The 20,587-nt window shown below is 49.4% G+C and carries 17 protein-coding genes; 1 reads left to right on the forward strand and 16 read right to left on the reverse strand.

All coding sequences use genetic code 11. From position 1 onward, the window contains the following. The 16 genes from ACJMM9_RS09025 to ACJMM9_RS09100 form a co-directional block, all read right to left on the reverse strand. On the reverse strand, nucleotides 1–970 hold a 970-nt coding region (locus tag ACJMM9_RS09025; RefSeq protein WP_405325935.1), incomplete at its 3' end, for a hypothetical protein. 9 nt (nucleotides 971–979) lie between these two features. Continuing rightward, on the reverse strand, nucleotides 980–1,870 hold the full coding sequence (locus tag ACJMM9_RS09030) for a hypothetical protein (RefSeq protein WP_405325937.1): 891 nt from the start codon (nucleotides 1,868–1,870) through the stop codon (nucleotides 980–982). A gap of 27 nt (nucleotides 1,871–1,897) precedes the next feature. Then, nucleotides 1,898–4,090: a hypothetical protein gene (locus ACJMM9_RS09035; RefSeq protein ID WP_405325939.1), complete on the reverse strand. Its 2,193-nt coding sequence runs from the start codon at nucleotides 4,088–4,090 to the stop codon at nucleotides 1,898–1,900. Next, nucleotides 4,090–5,238 (reverse strand): hypothetical protein, encoded by a 1,149-nt coding sequence (locus ACJMM9_RS09040; RefSeq protein WP_405325941.1) that lies wholly within the window; start codon nucleotides 5,236–5,238, stop codon nucleotides 4,090–4,092. The genes ACJMM9_RS09035 and ACJMM9_RS09040 overlap by 1 nt, the downstream gene beginning before the upstream one ends. An 85-nt stretch (nucleotides 5,239–5,323) precedes the next feature. Continuing rightward, nucleotides 5,324–6,499 carry a hypothetical protein gene (locus tag ACJMM9_RS09045; RefSeq protein ID WP_405325943.1) on the reverse strand — a complete coding sequence of 392 codons (1,176 nt, stop codon included), beginning with the start codon at nucleotides 6,497–6,499 and terminating at the stop codon, nucleotides 5,324–5,326. Between the two features lie 133 nt (nucleotides 6,500–6,632). After that, complete coding sequence (locus ACJMM9_RS09050; RefSeq protein ID WP_405325945.1) at nucleotides 6,633–7,301, reverse strand: hypothetical protein; 669 nt, start codon at nucleotides 7,299–7,301, stop codon at nucleotides 6,633–6,635. 14 nt (nucleotides 7,302–7,315) lie between these two features. Next, the gene (locus ACJMM9_RS09055; protein WP_405325947.1) at nucleotides 7,316–7,831 is read right to left on the reverse strand and encodes a hypothetical protein; all 516 of its coding nucleotides are present in this window, start codon (nucleotides 7,829–7,831) and stop codon (nucleotides 7,316–7,318) included. A gap of 35 nt (nucleotides 7,832–7,866) precedes the next feature. Further along, nucleotides 7,867–9,369 (reverse strand): DnaB-like helicase C-terminal domain-containing protein, encoded by a 1,503-nt coding sequence (locus ACJMM9_RS09060; RefSeq protein ID WP_405325949.1) that lies wholly within the window; start codon nucleotides 9,367–9,369, stop codon nucleotides 7,867–7,869. 51 nt (nucleotides 9,370–9,420) lie between these two features. Continuing rightward, on the reverse strand, nucleotides 9,421–10,689 hold the full coding sequence (locus ACJMM9_RS09065; protein ID WP_405325951.1) for a hypothetical protein: 1,269 nt from the start codon (nucleotides 10,687–10,689) through the stop codon (nucleotides 9,421–9,423). A 103-nt stretch (nucleotides 10,690–10,792) separates the two neighbouring features. Next, nucleotides 10,793–11,725: a hypothetical protein gene (locus ACJMM9_RS09070; protein WP_405325953.1), complete on the reverse strand. Its 933-nt coding sequence runs from the start codon at nucleotides 11,723–11,725 to the stop codon at nucleotides 10,793–10,795. Beyond that, entirely contained in the window at nucleotides 11,725–14,022 is a 2,298-nt protein-coding gene (locus ACJMM9_RS09075; protein WP_405325955.1) for a hypothetical protein, read from the reverse strand. The genes ACJMM9_RS09070 and ACJMM9_RS09075 overlap by 1 nt, the downstream gene beginning before the upstream one ends. A 15-nt stretch (nucleotides 14,023–14,037) precedes the next feature. Beyond that, nucleotides 14,038–16,269, reverse strand: a complete 2,232-nt coding sequence (locus ACJMM9_RS09080) for a hypothetical protein (RefSeq protein ID WP_405325957.1) — start codon at nucleotides 16,267–16,269, stop codon at nucleotides 14,038–14,040. A gap of 9 nt (nucleotides 16,270–16,278) precedes the next feature. After that, nucleotides 16,279–17,436, reverse strand: coding sequence for a hypothetical protein (locus tag ACJMM9_RS09085; RefSeq protein WP_405325959.1), 1,158 nt, complete (start codon nucleotides 17,434–17,436; stop codon nucleotides 16,279–16,281). Nucleotides 17,437–17,475: 39 nt separating this feature from the next. Next, nucleotides 17,476–18,519: a hypothetical protein gene (locus ACJMM9_RS09090; RefSeq protein WP_405325961.1), complete on the reverse strand. Its 1,044-nt coding sequence runs from the start codon at nucleotides 18,517–18,519 to the stop codon at nucleotides 17,476–17,478. Nucleotides 18,520–18,583: 64 nt separating this feature from the next. Continuing rightward, nucleotides 18,584–18,946 (reverse strand): hypothetical protein, encoded by a 363-nt coding sequence (locus tag ACJMM9_RS09095; protein WP_405325963.1) that lies wholly within the window; start codon nucleotides 18,944–18,946, stop codon nucleotides 18,584–18,586. Between the two features lie 19 nt (nucleotides 18,947–18,965). After that, the gene (locus ACJMM9_RS09100; RefSeq protein ID WP_405325965.1) at nucleotides 18,966–19,922 is read right to left on the reverse strand and encodes a DnaJ domain-containing protein; all 957 of its coding nucleotides are present in this window, start codon (nucleotides 19,920–19,922) and stop codon (nucleotides 18,966–18,968) included. Nucleotides 19,923–19,982: 60 nt separating this feature from the next. Here ACJMM9_RS09100 and ACJMM9_RS09105 point away from each other — a divergent pair, with 60 nt between their 5' ends. Continuing rightward, the gene (locus tag ACJMM9_RS09105) at nucleotides 19,983–20,573 is read left to right on the forward strand and encodes a hypothetical protein (RefSeq protein WP_405325967.1); all 591 of its coding nucleotides are present in this window, start codon (nucleotides 19,983–19,985) and stop codon (nucleotides 20,571–20,573) included. The last annotated feature ends 14 nt before the right edge of the window (nucleotides 20,574–20,587 follow it).

The raw sequence follows: 20,587 nt of genomic DNA on the forward strand, positions 1-20,587 counted from the left end.
TAGACATGTTGTCGAAGATTGCGCTCTTCATGTCGACAAGAGCATTCTTGTCGTCATCGCCGCCATTGACATCGCCAGCGCCAATGGCGTTGTTTTCCATGCCAGGGATGTTCTCTGGAGGAGCGATGTCTTGTTCTTCTCCGTCCATCGCGAACGCTTCTGCGCCCGGTGCTTGTTCGCCATCTTCAAGCAAAGTAATCGCGTTACACATATTCAACAGCTGCGCAAGGCCGCTGTCCACGCATTCGTGATAAATTGAACTGTCGGTTGCCATCCATGAATTGCTGGCATCCTCGGTTCCGTTGCCAAGGCCATTCAAGGTCTGCATCGTATCGAGATCGTTTCCGACGTCGTAAGTGTTGTTGGAGTCGATAAGTTCGTCGCAAGTCTTCAAGATTGTATAGCCGAAGTTGTTGACGAACTGGGGACTCTGCAAGGATACTTCGTAAAGGTTCGACAGACCAGTGTCCGAAGTCAGCTTCACGGAGATATTTTCGTTTTCGTTCGGATAGAACAACTCGACAAGCATATCATGGTCACGACGGTTGATGATGAACTTGCAGTGAGTTTCCTTCATGTCGATACTTGCAAGGTTCATGCGCATGCCACGGTAGGCGGTATTGGTCACGGCTTCCGTAAATACCTTCTTGTAGAGGTCGCGGGTCGTAATCAAGTTCTTGCCATATACCAATGGCTTGTTCTGGTCGTAGGTACGGTGATCCCAGTCGTCGCCATCTTGGGGCTTCTTTACTGGGTCTGGAATCTGCTTTGTCAGCATCTTAATCACTTTCGTCTTTGAAGGAACGATAGGGCCGCTCTGCGTGGTCACGTAAACATAGTCCTTCATTGCCTTGAGAAGCGTATTCTTGTCGATCTGGGTTCCCATGGAAATATCCTGCATGTGCTTGCTTTTCAGTTTATACAAATGCAAAAATGCGGCGAGCGCTGACTCACCGCATTTTGTACCCATGACATAAATTTACTGAACCAAGTCGAACTGGGAATAAGCGCCAGCGGAGCATTCCGCCGCACCCATCCAGAGAGTCATCGGCTTTTCTGGATCGGCCCCAGGTATTAGCGAAGTGGCCTTGAGGGACATCTGCTCGACACCCTTGAACGATGCGTAGGTGATGTCGATGTCGTATTCTCCACCGATGCCCTTCATGTAGTTGAAGAGCTGGACTGGGAACACGGTGACGGTGCCCGGTCGGAAAATCTTGTGGACAAGCTGCGTGTCGATGCCGCGAGTGCATGTCGACGGTACGCAGTAAGTAATCTGCTGGGACATCTTGCCCTTGATGTAGAGCTTGATGCCGCCGTCGTCGATACGGAGAGTCACGAACTCGCACGTCGGAACCGCACGGAGCTTCGTAACAAAGTCCTTGACCATATCCTCGGAGAAGTGCATTTCACCGACCTTCATCATAGGGTCGTTATCCCTAGTGAACGGAATGTGAGAATGGCCTTCCTTGAAACAGCTGGGGTCAGCCGTCGGAGTACGGCAAGTGATACCGCCACCAGAGAACTTGATGTACTCGTAACGGCGACCAGTAATCGACGTGTCTACGGACAGTTCAGCCGTGCCGCGCTTGGGGAAGTTGGCCAGTTCCGCATACTTCACAAATTCATTTAGCGAGAAGATGTTGATGCGGTTGGTATCGAAATCCAAGTCTGCCTCAGATGCAGCAAGGTGTGTCATCATTGCCATGTCCGGAACGCTGATGTGGTTTCCCGGAATACGGCCCTTCACGTTACCCTTGAACATGATAACGCAGCCAGTCTTTGTAATAGAACTGATGTTCTTCAAGATCTTGTAGAACGGTTCGCTAAAACGAATGCCTACCGCTGGTTTTTCAATTTCTTCAGCCATGTTTAAACCTCGGCTATCAAATATAGTCTAAATGTATTTTGGATTCAAATCGCCCTTCGTGACCACTTTTTTGCCGATTTCGACGAATTTCGGCTCAAGCTGGTTCCACTCAAGCGGTGTAAACGGAGCATTAACATCGACACACCAGCTGCAGTCAACCTCGATCTGCTGCATGCGAGCCTCCAGACGGTGCATCATCATGGAAACGACGTATGGTACGCAGCCCCTACCGTCGCCAAACTTATACAGCTTGCCGAAGTTCTTCAAGATGGGAAGGTAGCCTCCACGGATAGCGACGAACGGCCCGTCCAGAACGGCAACGTCATGCGAACCAGTGACAGACACGGTTCCAGCAACACGGCGGTTGTACATTCCGTCCTTTGTCGAATATTCGCTATACATGCCATAGGTATTAGGGCAGCGCATCCAAGTGCCATCCGGCAAGAAGTTTTCATAGCCGAACGGAGCGACGGCCCCTACATCGCTAGGGACGGCTTCGAGCTTTTGTATGAACGACGGATCATATATCAGCGAAGACGCATGGGCAAGTACAATCCAAGAAGGCGGAACCTTCGGATTCAGCTTGACAATCTTTTCAGCGACACGACCGATGTTGAGGAATATCGACATCTGCGGATTGCTCTTCTTGCACATTCTTACTGGCTGGTCGCTAGCCAAGTAGACAAGTTCATCACGACTGGAGGAGTACTTCTTGTATGGAACCTTGACGTCGGATCCCTTGCGCCTATACAGAATGGTAATCACGCACGGCGTCTTACTGTGCTGCAAGATCGTGTTATTGTCAAGACGGATTGTCTCGACCGGGCGGATACCCAGAGCCTTGCGAAGCTGGTTCTTCTCACCTTCTTCCTTGGCGCGTTCCGCATATACGGTACGCCTACGGTCTTCTGCGCGGAGTTCGTTTTCGTACAAGGCAGCCTTGATGGCGACTTCGAATTCGTCCATCACTGGGGTTTCCCATACAAACTGCTTGGACGTCTTCTTACGAGTCTTCGCGGCAGCCACTCCAGCCTTGTGACGCTTGTAATAGGCAGCACGACGGTTCGTCTTGTTTAGTTTGTCCAGATGTTTCTTCTGGAATTCGGAGAGTTCCATCTTCGGATCGACATTGACTCCAGAAGCGACGATGGCGTCAACATCCTCTTGAACCCAGCCCCACATCGGATACATCGGCCAGCCCTTGGCTTGTACTTCGGCACAATGGGCATTGTACTCGTCAACCGTCATCACGCAATAGTCCTTCGACTTCTGAATGTGCATCAGCTTGGGAGGAGCAACGACGCGGCACTTACCGGATATCAAGTTGTCAATCCAGTAATTGCTCTTGCCGAACTTTGTACGGATAGCGAAACGGTTGTAATACGGCTTGCCTTCGCAATAGAAATAACGGCGGTTGATCTGGTCGCACAGCTCATCGAGTTCGGACTTCTTGAACAAATTCCTCGTGCGAGCACCAACCTTGACTTGCTCTGGATGAAGAAGCTTCATGAATATGAACTTCGTTAACGTGCGACGAGAAATCTTCATGTAGACGCAAGCCATGCCAGTAGTCAGCACGTCTGGAAGCGGCTCCTTCTTTATCAAGCGGCTACCTTTCTTTACGGTCTCGTTGATAGAGTCGTTGACATACTGGATGATGTTCTCACGAGTCATCCACTTGTATCGCTTGCGGCCAGTCGTACTGTGAATCCAGAAAGCGATGTTCGCCTTGCCAGCTCGGCAAGCCGCTCGGAGCTTTCCCGGTGTCGTACCGATGAACGTCGCGCTGTCCTTGACATTTAGAGTCTTGGGAAGGAACTTGAAATTCTTGGACGGCACGTAATTCTTGAGGAACCAGTCGTAATCACGGAAGTAGACGAACTTGCCGTAATCGTCGGCTGGCTGTTCCTTGATAATGCCCTTTCTGACCAGTCGCAGATACGTCATCGGACTTACATCCAAGTCAGCGACGATTTCAGCCGGACGGATCTTTGCGTAAGGGTGCGTAGTGCAAGGAGGTTTCAGACCGTAGGCTGAAAGCTTCTTCAGACACGCATCGTAACGGTATTTCTTCTGGCCTTGATAATTGACTATGTAAGGGATCCCATCGAAGAAACCCATTCCCTTCAAGTCAGAAACCGGACGGTCAAGATACTGCGCAATCTTCAACGGCTGCACATATTCATCTATACCCTTCTGTTTCAACGCGCCAAGAGCCATTAGAACCACACCTCTACTTTCTGTTTTGCTTGCATCTTCTGTACCAGCTGCAGACGAGTCTCGCGCTGCTTCTGGCGTTCACGTGCGGCCATGTCGCCGCGTTCGAGAGCGAAGATAATAGCCGCGCCTTCTGGCGGCAAGCTACGACCTTCGATAAATTGAGTGGAAACGTAGCCGTCGTCATCGACTGGCATCTCGCCAGACAGAACGGCTCCGTTGACATCCTTTTCCTTTATTCCAGACCAGTTGAACCACTTGTACCCCTTCTTAACGGATTCGATACGAGCGAGTTCACCAGCGTTGTCGTTATCCCAGATGACCGTACAGTTTTCCTTGTGCTCTGCAATCTGCGGATTGTCCGCGATGACTTCGTCAAAGTGCGAGATACCGCCGATGGCGATAGCATTGCGAATGAACGTAGAGTCAATCGTTCCTTCCAAGATGTAGAACGGCTTGGTCACGTCGAGGAAGTCGATGTTGTACGCTTGACGCTTGACACCTTCGAAGTTTCGATAGCGCAGCTTGTTATCGGGGTCTAGCGCACGAGCGTCGAACTGCGTCCACGCACCGCCGTACTTGTAGAACGGAATGATGAGACGGTTCTTGAACTCGTTGCCGATCGGACGTCCTTGCTCGTTCAGCACGAGTCCGCCCAAGTCGTCGCGCTTCAAGAACTGGTCGCCTTCCTGGCATACGAACCAAAGGTCATACACTTCTGGACGGATGCGGCGGCCTTGACAGAAAGCCACTGCTTGTTCTGCGAGAGGATGATGGTCTAGTAGAGAAATGAGTTCGCCGTCTTCGAACGGCAAGTCGACTTTCTTCTTGGGCAAGACTTCTTCTCGCTTGTCGTCAGACCTATCGCCGTCGAAACCGAACAGAAGCATTCGCTTGTATGCAGCGTCGTCATTCTCCTTCAAGTATTTCATGAAGTGCATGCTCTGTCCGCATTTATAACAACGGAACAGCCAGCGGTCACGATAGACGTAAGCCTTCTTCTTGTTCGGTCTGGCTGGATCACCACAGAACGGACAAATGAAATTATAGTATTGGGACTTCTTCTCTAATGCGAAAGAGTTGTCGCCGAATTCAGCTTCCACCGCTTCTTCCAGCGCCGCATCAGGAATATTAGCATAGGAAAAGGACATAGTAAAACCTTAAATAAAGTGGCGCTCAATGGTTAGTCGAGCGCCACAGTGCCAAAGCCATTTCTAGCTGAAAAAACGGAAAAGACTAGAATGGCAGTTCGGTATCGTCGTCTTCACCTTCTGGCAACTGGTTGGCCATCGCAGCGGCGGTAGCGGCCTGAGCGGCAGCGCGACGTGCGGCGAACGCATTGTTAGCAGCCGGAGCTTCTTGTGCTGGAGCAGCGCTAGCGCCGCTTACGAGCATTTCGTCTTCGTCTGGTTCCTTTGCGGGGGCTGGATCCATGTCGGCGGAGTTGCCGAGGAAGTCAGCACCAGCAACCTTGGTAGTTGCACGGTTGGTGTAGTTCGGATTCGGAGCCGCGCCGAAGCTAGCGTTGTTGGCCGTGAAGCCACCTTCGCCATCACCAGCGGACTGAGCGTTGGATGCCTTCTCAAGGAATTCACGCCACTTAGCGGCAGCAGTTGCTTCGTCCGGAATATCGGCCAAGAACTTTGTTAAGTCATGGCAGTTATTGAGGATTTCGAGCATTTCTTCCTTCGTGTCAGCGAGCGGAGTCGATTCTGCCACGTAGTCAGAGCCGTCGTAAGAAGTCATGTTCTTTGCAGCATCCCAGCTGACAATAACACCAAAGTCGACACCCTTGGTCGGAGAGTGAGGAATGAACTTGCGGCGTTCCTTCTTCATCTTGGCCAAAGCGCCCTTGGCTGGGGCACCATTTGCATTCTGGACTTCAGCTTCGACACTGTCATCGAACGGGGCTCGTAACGTGCGTTCCACAGCGTCGCTGTGACGCCACACGAGAACCTTACCATTGTTGGCAGACTTGTTATCGTCTTCACGAACGAGGATGTTCGTATGCCATTCCGGACGAGCAGTCATGCCAGTCCATACCTTGAGGTGCTTGTCACCCTTTTCGTACTTCTTGGCGAGTTCGTTATAGCGATCCCAAATTGCGCGGCAGATGGGGCAGTCCTGGCCCGGTGTGTTACGGCAGCACTTCACTTCCATGTGAACGCCATTCAACTTGAGGTGGTGATAAAGAACCTTCACGCTCGGATAGGTCTTGTTCTTGACGCCTTCGATACCTTGCGGCAGAAGACGGATGATTGCGCTGTAGCTAGGATTGCGCTTGCTCACGCTAGGCTTCCAGCGAGTCGGGTCAACTTTGCCACCAATCGAAGTGGCTTCGTCGAGGTTGGACACGGTGTCGATGTCGAGATCGAGAAAATCGGCATCAGCTTGGGTATTCTTGGTAGTCATGGGGATTACTCCTTGGATATCATTGGTTTAACTTAGGGTTATTTATGGTTTAACGTGTTTTGGTGATTTTGTTGTAGCTGACCACCAACAGCTGGACAAATAGTAGAAAGAATAAATTTGAATTGCAAATCGGCTATTTTGACGCTTTTGCGGCACTTTCTTTGTTGTGAGTCAACAAGAGCATTGCGTCATGACGCTTCAATGCGGCATCAACTTGTTCTTCGAGGTTTTCTGGAAGTTCGAAGTCGAGATCGTCAAGGTGAGCTTCCTTCAAGGATGCGGTCACTTCGTCCATCAAGGAATCGAAATCCCATGTCAACTGCTTGGAAATTACGTTGTTGATAACGCAAAGATCGGAGAACTTTGCGGCATCGCCAACCAGCTTCTCGTTGTCGACTTCTTCCACATTGTTCGGATCGTAATCGTCCTTGATATGCAGAGAACCGTCTTCATCGATGTCGAGAACATTTGCAGCATCTTCGTCGGTCATGGCAGTTTCTTGCTTGACTTCCTCGTCGTCGCGAGCGTATTCTTCAGCAATCTGCATGTAGCTCTTGCCGATGAACGGATTGCGCTTCTGCTGCTCCACGAGCCACTTGTTGTAGGCTTCGGTACGAACCATCACGCCAGTACCAGCGCCGCCGAAACCTTCTCCGTCCTTACCGGAACCGGAGCCGATATTCACGATGGCCTTGGTAAGTTCATCACGCTTTTCGAGTGCGGTCTTTTCGTACTCGGCGTTATCCTTTTCGTGCTGGTCGACAATCTTCTTGTACTTAGATCCAAACTTAAAATGTGACATACAAAACCTAAAAACTAATCGTTCAATCCCGCCATAATAAAGGCTTCTTCTTCTGGATCTTCTTCAGTAAGTTTATCAAGATACTCTTGCGAGAGCTTGATCGGCTCGCTGATTTCTTGTTCAGATTCATCGGCACGAGTAGCGGCGTTCTCGATATCCGATTCAGAAGCGTTGATGCCAGCCTCCTTCGCTACCAGCAGCTTGATATCCATATCAAGCATCGCCGCCAGCTTATTCGCGTCCACCATCTTCTCGATGGCGACCAACAGCTGCATCATGCCAAAGTCCTTCTTGCAAAACTTGTTGTACATCCACCAGAGGCCAGCATTTATCTTCTCGCTGTACTTCTTCAAGGTAGCTTCTGGCATGGTAAGAACCAAGCAAGCGTCACCCGGAAATCTCGGTGTCTTCAAGTATTCGTCAAAGACTTCGCGAATCTTGCCGTGTCGAGAGTCATCCAGTTCGATGTCCTCCAACTGGACAACTTCTTCATCAGCGTCGTCAGTTAAATATTTCCCCAGTACGTCCATAGACATTTCCTATTGGAGTTACTGGAGAAATTACTTTAAAACTGGCTGTAAATACTCTGCATGCTCGCTACGGCAGCTTGCTGCTTGTCGTTCAACTTCTGGCCTCTAGGGGCACCGCCGCCACGATTTCCGCCGCCAGTACCCACACGGATGTTCTGATTCATGCCGTTAGTCGCCTCGGCAGCGATCTGTGCTTGGGTAAGGGCATCGGTGTAAGCAGCGATATCGTCCGTAGTGGCGTCATACCAGCGCATCGTATTGTAGTCGTACTTCGTGTAGAACATGACTTCGTTTTCGCCGAAGCGGTTCTTCTTCACGAAGTTGGCGTACATATTCTGCTTCTTCAAGAGGTCGTCACGAGTAATCGTAATCATGATGTCGGCGGTTTCAGCAAAGCCAGCTGAACCAGACACCGATTCGAGACCAGCATCGAGCCTAGAGTAGCCAGAACGGTTGAACTGGACTGCGGAAATGCCGACCATGTTGCGGTCGATGCAAAGTTCGCGGATCTGTTCGGCCTTCTCTTGGCCATCGAGGTACATGCTTTCCATCGTTCGGTGAGTACGGTTCGGCTTCATGATGCCGATGTAGTCCACCACGAGGACGTCCGGATTCTTCTTGTAGATGGAGTAGAACTGGTCGACACGAGCTTCGATTTCTGCCGGGGTCGTAGTCGTCTTCATACGGATAACCTTCAAGCGGCCAAGGCGCTCGACACCAGGTATCTTCGTATTCTCGATAAGCTTACGACATTCGTCGACAGAGAGGTCGGCCACTTCGTACTGCGGCACACCAGTAAGGTTGGCGGCAAGACGACGCCATACATATTCTTCGGAAAGTTCCAGAGAAATGTAAAGCACGTCGTAGCCGTAACGTATAAAGTTACAAGCATCGGAACCCATCACAAGCGACTTACCGACGTTGGGTTGGCCAACGAACAAGGTCATCGTCTTGCGAGGATATCCACCAGAGTTGGGGTCTGTCTTGACTTGAGCCGTGTACTGATTGATAGGGCCGATTGCGGAACGAATCGGATGCGACATTTCCTTCAATCTGCGCTGTGCTTCCTCGATGTCTTCGACGAGGTCGAGACCCAATCCCATGTGGAGACTGAAGTTCAGCCTATCACGGAGAACTGGAAGCAAGTCACGTATTTTCTCGGTATCATTGTCGTACAATGCAGTCGCGGCATCGCGCAACGCATTTTCCGTCGCCTTCTCTTGATAGAAGTTTTCAAGCAAAGTAATGACGTAGTCCTGTTTCATGTACGGAACTTCGGCATTACAGATAGCAAGCAGCTTCTGTCGAGCAGTTTCGCTCAATCCGCTGTTGGCGAGACCGACGATAAGCTCTTGCGCTTGCGGCCTACGGTTATACTTGCGGATGAACTTTCGGATGATACCAATAAGGGTTTTGTTCGTAGCATCGGAATAGAGCTTGTCATCAAGAAACGACACCATCTTAGGAGCTATATCGAAGTCCATAAGATAAGTGCGGAGAACAAGGTCTTCCCTAGTCAAATCATATACAGCAGCCATAAATACTCACAAGATAACGCACCCTTTCGGGTGCGATTGAAACAGCAAAGATTAGTCTTCGCCGTTGACTCCCTTGCGCAAGCTTTCAGCCTTCGCAGCATCGGCGAGATTCAAGTCTTCGATTGCTTCGTCGATTTCGGAATCTTCGACTTCTGGAGCATCGTTGTCTTCGGCAGAACCGAGTGAAGGCGGACGGAACTTGTATTCCTTCTTCACATACTCGTTGATTTCTTCGAGGATAGTGCCGATGTATTCCTTGCGGTCGACCTTGCTGGCAAGGCAGACGATCCAGTCCTTCGGATCCTTCTTCTTGTCCATGATGACGTAGCAAGTCTTGCGAGTCTTCTGGCCGTTACCGTCCTTCGGCATCTTCTCAACGAGTTCTGGATACTTGGAAGCAGAGAACTCTTCGATGAGACCAGCGTCGAGAGCGACGTTGTGCAAGCCGTAGAACTTGTTCAGACCAGTGTTGTAGTCCAGATAGAGCATGGCGGTCTTCCTGGGCTTCACCATACGGCTCTTGAACACGGTGGCTTCAAGGATGATACCCTTGACTTCCTTGGTGTTGCGGTCAGGCACGTCGAGAGTCTTGCGCATCGTCAAGATGACGGAAGCGAAGTACTTGGCACCTTCACCGTTAGCGATGCGCTTCGGATCGCCGTAGCCATCGGTAGCCATGTAAATGTGGTTGGTAATGAACATCGGAATACCGAGGTTTCCGCAGCGGTTCGTGATGTTCGTGAACATGGCCTTGACCACCTTGGCCTTGGTCATGTCTTGCTTGAGTTCGCCCTTCGTGGCGTCGTTCGTAGTCTTCTTGGTAGACATACCGCCGAGAGAGTCGAGAACGAACGCAACCTTACGTTCATTCTTCATCTTCTTGCCCTTATCGGCTTCGAGAGTGTCAAGAAGTTCGGCAATAGACACAAACACGTCTTCGGCAGTCGTATGCTCTTGGACGAGCTTGAACTGGTTCGGATTGAAGCCGTTTTCTTCTATTAACTGGTCTTCATTGGTTTCGTGTTCGGTGTCGTAGTAGAAAATATAGTAGCCCAAGTCCATCAAAGGCTTGATGAAGTTGTTCTTCATCATGTAGGACTTACCGGAGCCTTGTTCACCAGCGGCCATGAAGAATCTGTTGAGATGGAAGCCGCCGAAGATGTCGCCACATAGTAAGGCGTTCAGCATGTAGGAGCCAGAATCGGCGTAGCCGTATTCTGGATGTTTGACGTTTGCGTCCGCATAACGGTCGCCCGTCTTGATTTTCTGGAAGAAGGAGAAATCGGGTTCAGCTGGGTTAGTAGTTTTCTTTGTTGCCATATAGCTATTCCTTATGAATAAGTGTTATTACAGTATGCCTAGAAGCGGCTTATTGGATAACAGGTGAAAATTTAGTTCAATTCAATTTGAATTCCAAACTGGCTCAAAACCGTAAATTTTGGGCATTTCCGGTTGGGAGCGCCAGTAAGTTTATACCTCCTTCCAGAGACTCCCACGCATCGGATAGGCTCATAATGGGTGTCATGAACACATCCACCTTGTCGAACTTGACCTTCGTCCAAGGGAACTTCATGGTCTTGATTACCAGAGGTCGGCGTGTGAGTATGACGTACGGATTGAAGTCGTTCAGCTTCTTCGCGTCGTACGTGCCCTCGATATTCTGCAAAGTCAGCATCGCGACGTTGTTCACTACCCCGGTCAGTTTGACAATGGGGGCAGACTCCTTGAGTTCCACGAACGCCAGCGTCTTGTTCTTTCCAAGCGTCATGAACAATTCCTCGTACCGATGATCCTTTATTACGGACAAATACTGGCCGAGGTCGAAATAGCCCACCAGCTGGCGATGCTTAGGCATCTGGTAGCTGGTATAGACATACCTAGCGATAACTGGCTCATAGAGCTTGCCGTTGTTATCACCTAGATGCACCATCATATTGTAGATGCCCTTCAAGTCCTTTCGGCCATACTGGCGCAGCGAAAACGTACGTTTGGCAGAATCGATTACGAGCTGATTATGCGCCGCTCCCAGATAAAACCGAGACACAAACGGAAATCCGCTTATATTGATACGAGAACTAGCTGGAAACGTATTCAAAGCAGTAACCAAGGCACTCGGCGTACAGTCGACAGCCTTCACATAGTTATTGACGACGTGGATATCGACGGTACGGCCATCCAGTCGTATCGACGGACGGCTGATACCGAACTCATTTACATAGGGCGTATCGCTCTTGACAACGTAGGACGCGAGCTGACCATTTTCAACCATACCGAACTCGTCGGCTACTTCCATGTAGTCGGACAAGTAATTGTCAACATACACCACTTGTTTGGATCCGATCGTCTGTATGAACATTAGATCTTCCTACCACGGTTCTTGAATGGGAGCCGTATCATCTCGGTACGAGCCGACGGCAGTACGACCGCCAGCAGCAAGTAGTACAAGTTCTCGCTATCGTCGAACTCGCACGAGCTCTGGTCGCCGTCGATAAAGACGCGAGGCTCGTACTCATGAACCTTCTGGATACATTCTTGGAGAAGAGTCAATCCATCATCTTGAGAGCCGAGCTTGAACAAGCGCTGTTCGATACCAGTGCCGAAGTTCTGACTGAACAAACGTTCACCTGGGTTCGTCAGCAAGATAGAGTAGACGTTCTGAATAAGGCTGGTCTCGTCAGTGACTTCGGTCATGTTGACGAAGCCCATGTCGCGGTTATACAAGGCAGTACGACCAACCAAGTCTGGGTCAACAATTCCCGGCTTCAACTTCTTCGCAAGAGGAACGCTGCGCATCGTGGCCGAATGATTAACATACACAACGGCGTCCTCAGTGGTCAACGCAACACGATCACCACCATTACGCTTACGGTACACCATGACGGTCAAAGAACCGCTAGCGTCTTCGGGAACAACGACATCCAAGTAAGTCGAGTTTCCAGAAACAATAGGAACCTTCGTTGACGTTCCAATATCAACTTCATTCGAAAAGACCGAGTTACCAAAATTGTCCTTCGAAATGTCATGCGGAGTTATGCGCAAAACTTGGTTCGGTTCGATCATATTTGTAGACAAGTCAATCTGGAACGGCTCTGGAGACAAGCCAGACTCACCGCCAGTAAAGATGATTTGTGGACGATGGGTCGGGTCACTATTATTCGTGGAAGCAAAGGTGACAGACGGCGAACCATCGCCAATTATCTTCAAGGCAATCGACGGCGTGTATGTGGCAGTTCCAGACAGCCACTCTTGTACAATGACAGAATCCAACTGGATTGAGATCATGCTGTTATAGTCGTCAATAGGCAAATGGCCAATCTGAGACAGGTCAGCCTTATTGTCTGGCTGCTTCAACGGATTCAACAATTTCGCGCTACCGATAGGAATCTGCGTGACATGCTTTATCATTTCATCATAGGACATGTTGGAGTTCCATCCAGCACTATCCATCTGATACACCATAATCATCGCCTCGCTATACGACATATCTTCGACATACAGCGACAATGTCGCAGCAGCATTCTCGTCGCCAGCAATCGAGTTCGGTGCGAACTGCATACAAACTACAGATTCATTCTCGCCACCAGTACATACAAGTACTGGCTGGTTAGTATGGTTGACATCGGCCTCGTTTTTGACTACGTAGGTGTCTATAGAAGGATTGATACATTCGGTATTGGCACTATGCTCGCCTAGCAAGCCATTGGTAACGACGACGCCAGGGTTTGCTCGAAGCAGACGCTTACGAGTAGTAGGCGCAGCCACCAACGTCGGCCAGTTAACTGGCACACTCTTGGACGGAATTCGAGGGCAATACACCATCTTGGCGGTTGCCGTCGATTCACTCAACCTCGCATCAACTTTAACCACGACGCCGCTAACCGCCAATACACGGCACATAACGTTGCCGATACACAACTGGTCGTTCAGCTGAGGCATCTCAGTCAAGTCATAACATGCGAACGTTGCAGTATCCGAGCTAACCTTGTGCAACTCGATATTACCATATTCGTAATAGCAGACTTCCCATACCGAGGCAGTATAACCGTCACCAGACAATTCGTATGAACCGTCAACCGTCGTATAATGACCAACATCATACTTATAGACAGTATCCGAAATCTTAGTGACATAGTATGTTCCGCAGATACGCAAGTTGTCCGTACCAAGTAAATGCTTGTGCGCGAGATCAGCATTGCTAATCGTCACAGCAGCGCCATCGGCGATTTCACCGCTTTCCAATTCAATGAGAACGGATCGATTCTGAACCAAGATTCGACGGACGTTGACTTCGACAGTCTTTCGCTCGACCAAGATATTTAGCGGATTGATTTCGTGCTGCAAAGCAGACTCGGACTCGTCCGAAAATTTACTCGAAAACCACCAAGTATTTTCGCCGTTTTTAAGCGGTATCAATAATTCCGCATTAAACTTGTGTATGTCGATACGAGGTGGACGACATTCGCACATCCAGTCGTCGTATGCAATACCCGGTACATCGGCAGTAATACCATAACCGACATCGCCACTATATTTATAGCCGCCATGATACAGTACAAACAACCTAGCGCGGTACTCGGAATACACGTCAGCGGTAAAGTTGACGTAGTATCCAAACCGATCATTCTGTGTTATTCTGCGTACATCTAATTGCATAGTCAACCTAACGTGTTAAAATCCACCAAACAGCGACGCCGCAAGTTCAGCGGAGTTCTTGTCATCATCTGACATATCTTGGTATGCTCGACTCGACTTATCCACAACGCCAATCTTTTCGCTTGGCGCTTGTTCTGGTTCCACCTTCTGCGCACGGAGCTCTTGGACAGCTTGTTCAGCAGCCGTAGAAGCTTCCTTCGTCTTAGGCTTGTCAGCAGCAGCCGATTGCGACGTTTGCTTTTGTTCTGGATATGCCTTCGCCAAATTTTTCACCGTACGAACAAGCTTGGGGATATAATCATCGCCAGGATCTTCGGGCACATCTCCAACAAACGATTCCAAATATCGTTCAAAACGCATGACTTGCGCAGCCATATAATCGAAGTTTTTATCGCCATTATGCATCAAGAGTTCATAATCATTAACGACTTGTTCAATCGTATAGGTCTGCGGAGAACCCTTCACTGGGATGGTCACTTTAATATTCTTCAAGCGATTCCACTCAACCTTGGCCCTATAATGATGAACACCGTATTCAACTATTATCGGCAAATCGTGCTGAATAAAGTCAATAAATTCTTCATCAGTCGGAACGTCGTTATGGTTCAGTTTCGTCGTGAACTCGGCCAACCTATCGCTAGCGTCGACCAACTCGTCTGGAACCACATCACTCAAGTTTTCGCCATGACCAATCGAGTTAATGGCGTCTTGAATGCCGCTATTGATATCTTGCAGAGTCGCAAGTACGCCACTTTCGATAACATACTGCTTCGTCAAAATGTCATTAAGACGCTTACGCGCTTCGGACAACTGATCGACGGTTTCCTTGGATACGTCACTATTCGCGGAGCCGCCGAACTTGATACCAGAATACACAGACGAGATACGTTCTTCAATGTTATGGAAGAATGCGTACAGCGCACTGTTCACGGCATTGATGCAATCGGCCAGCGCCTCTTCGGTAAGAATCTGAGGCATGCGACGGTTCAAGGTCGAGATAACCTCACGATAGTTGTCTTCTGTATAATTCGCAATACGGAAGGTTTCAACACCCATAACGCACTTGGTTACAGCAACTTCCGTTTTAAAGACCTCGCCAAATTTAACCGCAAACTCAGACAAGTATTCGATCTGCTTCAGCAAGTTAACGTCGGCGTCCGGAGACGGAGTAAACTTTGACAGCTTAATAACTGGCTTGCGCGGCGATGGATACATCATATAACGCTTCATCTTGCTAACAGCAGATTTCAGCGAGTTAGACAAGCCAGCAACTCGTTGGTCAAAATCATTCACACCGTCTTCACTAAGCTTCTGATGGCCAGCTACGACGGCGGCGTCCCTACCATGCTGTGCAGAATCCGGTTTATCGGGATTATCGTTAACAGCACTCACCGTGGTTCCCTCATCCTTAGAAACCGACACATTAGTAAGCTGCAGCAATTTACGCAACTGCGAATCATCATCCACGATCATACGTTCAAAGAGTTGGGCGTCTTCTGGGCTCAACTTAATACAATACTTAGTCGTTGCGTATCGACGGCGGCTTGGCTGAATGGATGTGTAATCTACATTCATACCACATACCTTCAACACGCCGTTAAGGCCAATCTTACGACCAGCCAACGACAACAGTCCATCTAATCCGCCATAGATGTACTTGCATCCAGCCTCGTCTGGTTCTTGTTCAATATCGTAATTGCACAAGATCGAACTCTTCTGATTATACTGCGTCATGGCATCATCAAACGTAATTTGACGATTGACGATCTGGTCGCCGTATTTCGCCATAACTTGCTTAACCGACACAAAGTATGGATGGTTGTTGTGAATTTCGTTAGTCGTGCTCAGCGACTGTTTATTGTCGCGTTTGAGTTGCTTATCACGACTGAATGCGGACAGCGAGCTACCACCCATCTTATACAACGACTGCAAAGCGGCATCATCGCCGCCAATCGCAGCGCCAATCTTCGTGCTGATTGAACGCCAAATTTCGTCGTTATGCATATTCGCTTGGATACGTTCAGCATCCTTGCGTTTGGCTTCTTCAACATTGAAATTATTGGCCTTCTTACCGGGACGCTGATATTCCGTACCGCCCAACAGCGTATTGTTCACTTGCAAGCTGGCAATAGCTGTCATGGCGCTGCGCAGCAAGTCCATGTTGACTTCAATCTCCTTGGCTCTGGCGTACTCGACCAAGCCAAGCAATTCAGCATTAAGTACTTGTACAATAGATGCTTCTGCCATATATCCTCGCTATTTACCAGACTTCTTTTCAAGTTTTTCGATGGCGGCTTTACGTTCATCCGCAGAAATGTAACCATGCGCGGCATCCAAATCGCCAAATAGGCTACGATGCACAAAAGTATGGTACAGCACCCACTTATTGATGCTCACGCTACCGATTATCGCCATAACGCCTTCCGCGCCAGTATCTGGGTTCGCTGGCTGCAAGACGACAGCTACCAATCCGAGGTCAGCTAATATGGACGTCGGGTCAATCAAATCGCGCTGCTTGGCTTGTTCCATCGTGATATTGCCATTCTCGTCTTCAGCGGCCATAACTTCTTGGAACGACAAATCGTTTGTACGAGATTCCATAGCCAGTGGACTAATCTGCAGCTTATTGATAAAGTCCGTGTCAGATATGATACCAGTAATCATCACGCCGACACCCGCTTCATCGCCGTCGGTAACGCAGCTGTACTTAATCGGTACAATCTTAGATTGTCCGCCAGACACGACATCGCGCAGCGACGGAAGTTCAATAGACAGATCGGTAGCAACAAGGTCTTCGGAGCTTTCCGAAATCTCACCGTTTATGTTCATTGGCGACGCGCCACCAAATACATTCGATACCACTTGTATCAACTCTTCGCCGACACCATTAGCACAGCGAAGGCCGACATTTCCACTCGGTCTCATGACTTTCAGCTTCATAATATTGCTGAGGTCGGCTGCATCTTGGTGAACATGCCCAGCGATACGCATGAATAACGCTGCCGGAATAAACGCTTCGTAATTCGATCCAATGATAGTTTTGTCGTAGGTAAGGAAATCGACAGAAAGGAACCGTGCCATACAAGTCTGCGCAGAAATAGTCGTCTGCTGTACAGAAGTATCCGAAGTCGCGGTTTCACCTTCTTTACGACCAGCACCAAGATTTTGTTGGGTTATGTAGTTGAACTTTTCGATCGGAACGGTGCGACCTAATGCCTTACTGCGTTCAGACCAAGACACAGGTTTATAATGGCCACCGTTAGAGGTTATTTGTGTGTACAGACGTTGATTCGCCGTCTCGAAATATCCTCGAAGACCAGACGGATTGCCAGTCAATGCGTCACGGTAGTCAGTGATACCGAACGCATTTAATAGCTTGACCCACGCTTCATCATAAGCCGATTGATTAGCCATAAAACCACGCATTTCAATATGCACGTAGTTTATCGGTTTTTACAGCAGATATTCAGGCAGATCGATTAAAACTGGTACTTCGTCAGTGTCGGTATCTTCGTCTGGGTTGACCATGATACCTGGGGAAGTGTTGTCGTCGGCGGGGCCGTTAGCTTCCTCGTCAAGCTCATGAAGCATCTTCATCAGCATGGCGTAGCTTTCCAGATACTCGTCATCATCAACAACCAAAGAACCTAGTGGCAGCCTTCCAGCGGCGACATTGTCTTTCGCCCTCGTGTAGTAACGAGCGTCGTTAGGCACCCACACATCATACAAGAATCCATCCGGTGCAGCTTGAGTACCGACAAACACGATGTCTGGGTCTCCGCCGACAAGGATAACTTCTCGGCCAGATGGGACTTCCTCTTGCTTCGTAAAGTCACGGTATGAACGGAACGTACGGCTCAACAGCGGTTCTACCGCATATATGTCGTACAGATAACCGCCCGGTAAGTACAAACTACCGATCGTCATGATAGTGCCGCTTTGAATGGCAATCTTCACCAAGTTCGGATCCAGATCGGCTGAATCGAACATAGGCGACTTCTTCGCCCAGTCAAGCACATACTCGTTCACGTTGACATTGGTATCGACGTAACCAAGCGACACGACATGGTTAAAGTCGGAACCACTCAAACCAGATACCAGACGGTTAATGCCACTATTGAACGCGGCGTCATTCTCGTCAATACCTTCAAGCGACCGATGGACTGGCATGATGTAAGGAATTCCGCCATAGACCATCAGATAGGTCAACTCTGTTCGGGCGTACATTCCCATAACGCCGCTTGCGGTAAATACCTTGACCGCTGGCGACATATCTGGGAACTTTTCCTTTAGTTCAGTAACGTAGGTCTTGAAGTCAGCAATCATATCCGTGCCGTCGATATCGGACATGTATGCTACGAGCTCTCGGCCATCGACACGAACAAGGCCAGTGTCGATATATCCAGCATGCGTGGCCATTCCGAAAGTATCTGCGGCGGTCTTGAAAATGTTCTTGGCCTTCGTACAAATGTATCCACGGCCAAACCAGCCAGCCACTTTAATGGCCGACTGTTTAACCTTGGACGGAAGCCGCTTTACGTATCCGGCGGCAGATTTTAACTTAGAGGTCAGCCACATCGACAATGAGACCCAAGCTGCCCTTGACTTCCTCATACATCGGCTTCATGCTGGGGACACGGATGGACGTTTCTTCAAGATTGATGATCGTGTCAGCGATAGCCTTGGCGATTACGTCCGGCACGTTAGCCGTATCGTATTCCATTTCGAAGTCGTTCTTCACGACAATCTTGCCCTTTTCGTCACGACCGACGCCAGCCTTCTCGTAGTCTTCGTCAGACACGGTGATGGAGTCGATGAAGTCATCAAACTTGCAACGGATAGCCCATGTGCAGCCAAGCTTCTGGGCGTTGTTGATGATGTTGATGCGGTCAGAAACCTTCAGCTTTACTTTCTTGTTAGCCATATAAAAACCTCTCGATGTATCAAATTACATCATTTATTCTTGAATTTCGCCATTCTTGCGCTCTACGCACATCGTCTGGAGAACGGTCAACCGTGACGGAAACGGACAACTCTACCTTACCGATACTCTTCCTCACCGGAAGATTGTCGAAGTCCTTCGGTTCCAGCGTCAAGTAGGTCGACCAGTTTCCAATCGTCACTACCTTCGTCACGCCAAGTACGATATCTTCTGGATAGACATTGACGGTGACTGGAACGGCCTTGATTGCAGGATCATAGTTTATACCGTTCACTGGGGTAACGCTGAACGAAATCATCAAGTTACCGTTCGTACCGCCGTGAAGTCCACTGTTTCCAGCATAAGGGACTCGCATCTTTAATGCACCCGGTACATAGCGGATGATCTTGGATACGGACTTCTTGACGACACCAGTTCCGTTACAGACTTCGCACTTGTTAGCCTTGAGCTTCTTTTCGCCGTTGCACTTGTCGCACTTGATTTTCTGGCCAGCGATAACGACATAGCCATAGCCGCCGCACTTTCCGCAAAGGTGTTCGACACCGCCACCAGTTCCGTCGCATTCAAGACATTCGGCCATGCGGTTGAACTTGATCGGCATGGCATCGACACCGCCGAGGAACACATCGACCGGAATCTTTACACGGAGCTTCACGTCGGTTCCGTTCTTCATCCTCGGATCAACCGTAGGCGCTTTGTGGAAATTCTCGGCTACGGTAGGACGGCCAAATACTGAAGACAACATATTGAAGTCAGCAACAAACGCATTCTTGGAATCATATTCCTTGCGTTTCTCTGGAGTATCAATAAGATGGTAAGCTTCGTTAAGCTCGATCATCTTCGAGTCGTCACCGTTATTCTTGTCTGGGTGATACTGGCGAGCAAGCTCCTTGTACTTCTGCTTGATTTCATCGTCAGTAGCGTCTGGCTTCACTTGCAATATGTCATATACACTCATTTTCGACCTAAATGCGCTAATCAACTGATAAACTACATTAAAATTGCATCGAGACCACAAATGGACGGATTCAGAATTCTTATGGAAGCCGCCACCAAGAAAAGGCGGAAATCTATCGACACTACCAAGGCCAAGCATCCGAAAGTTGGCTTTCCCGGCTACGCATTCGGAAGCAACCCAGGTGACCGTCCGAACGAAACCGCATCATTCCAGCCGACACTAGGCGACGGCCCAGAATTACCAGCGCCGACTACTACGCATAGCGGTGGTTACTGCGGCGTTATCGCTATGGGCGGTGGCGGCGGTGGATCGGTCGCCCCAGTAGTCGCATTGACTGGCGGAGACGGCGGCGACGGCGGAGCTGGTGGAGCCACTGAATCGGTGGAAGCGACACAGATCAACGCAATCATCGAATCTTACAAACAAGCCAATCCGTCGAACGACACCATCGGCGAAATCCAGAAGATGTTCGAAAGCGCAAAGAACGGATTCGGTATGCTCTACCATTCATGCGACGGTACATCCGCACTTGACATGGTTCCAGCGACAGACGAGCAGATTTCGGCACTGGCGGCAACTTGCGAGGCATCGCTAACCGCGTTCCGAAATTATACTGGGCATGACTACATAAATTGGCGCAAAACCCATTAACAGAAAAGGCGGCT

Source organism: Fibrobacter sp. (assembly GCF_045112255.1).
In the GTDB taxonomy this organism is placed as follows: domain Bacteria; phylum Fibrobacterota; class Fibrobacteria; order Fibrobacterales; family Fibrobacteraceae; genus Fibrobacter.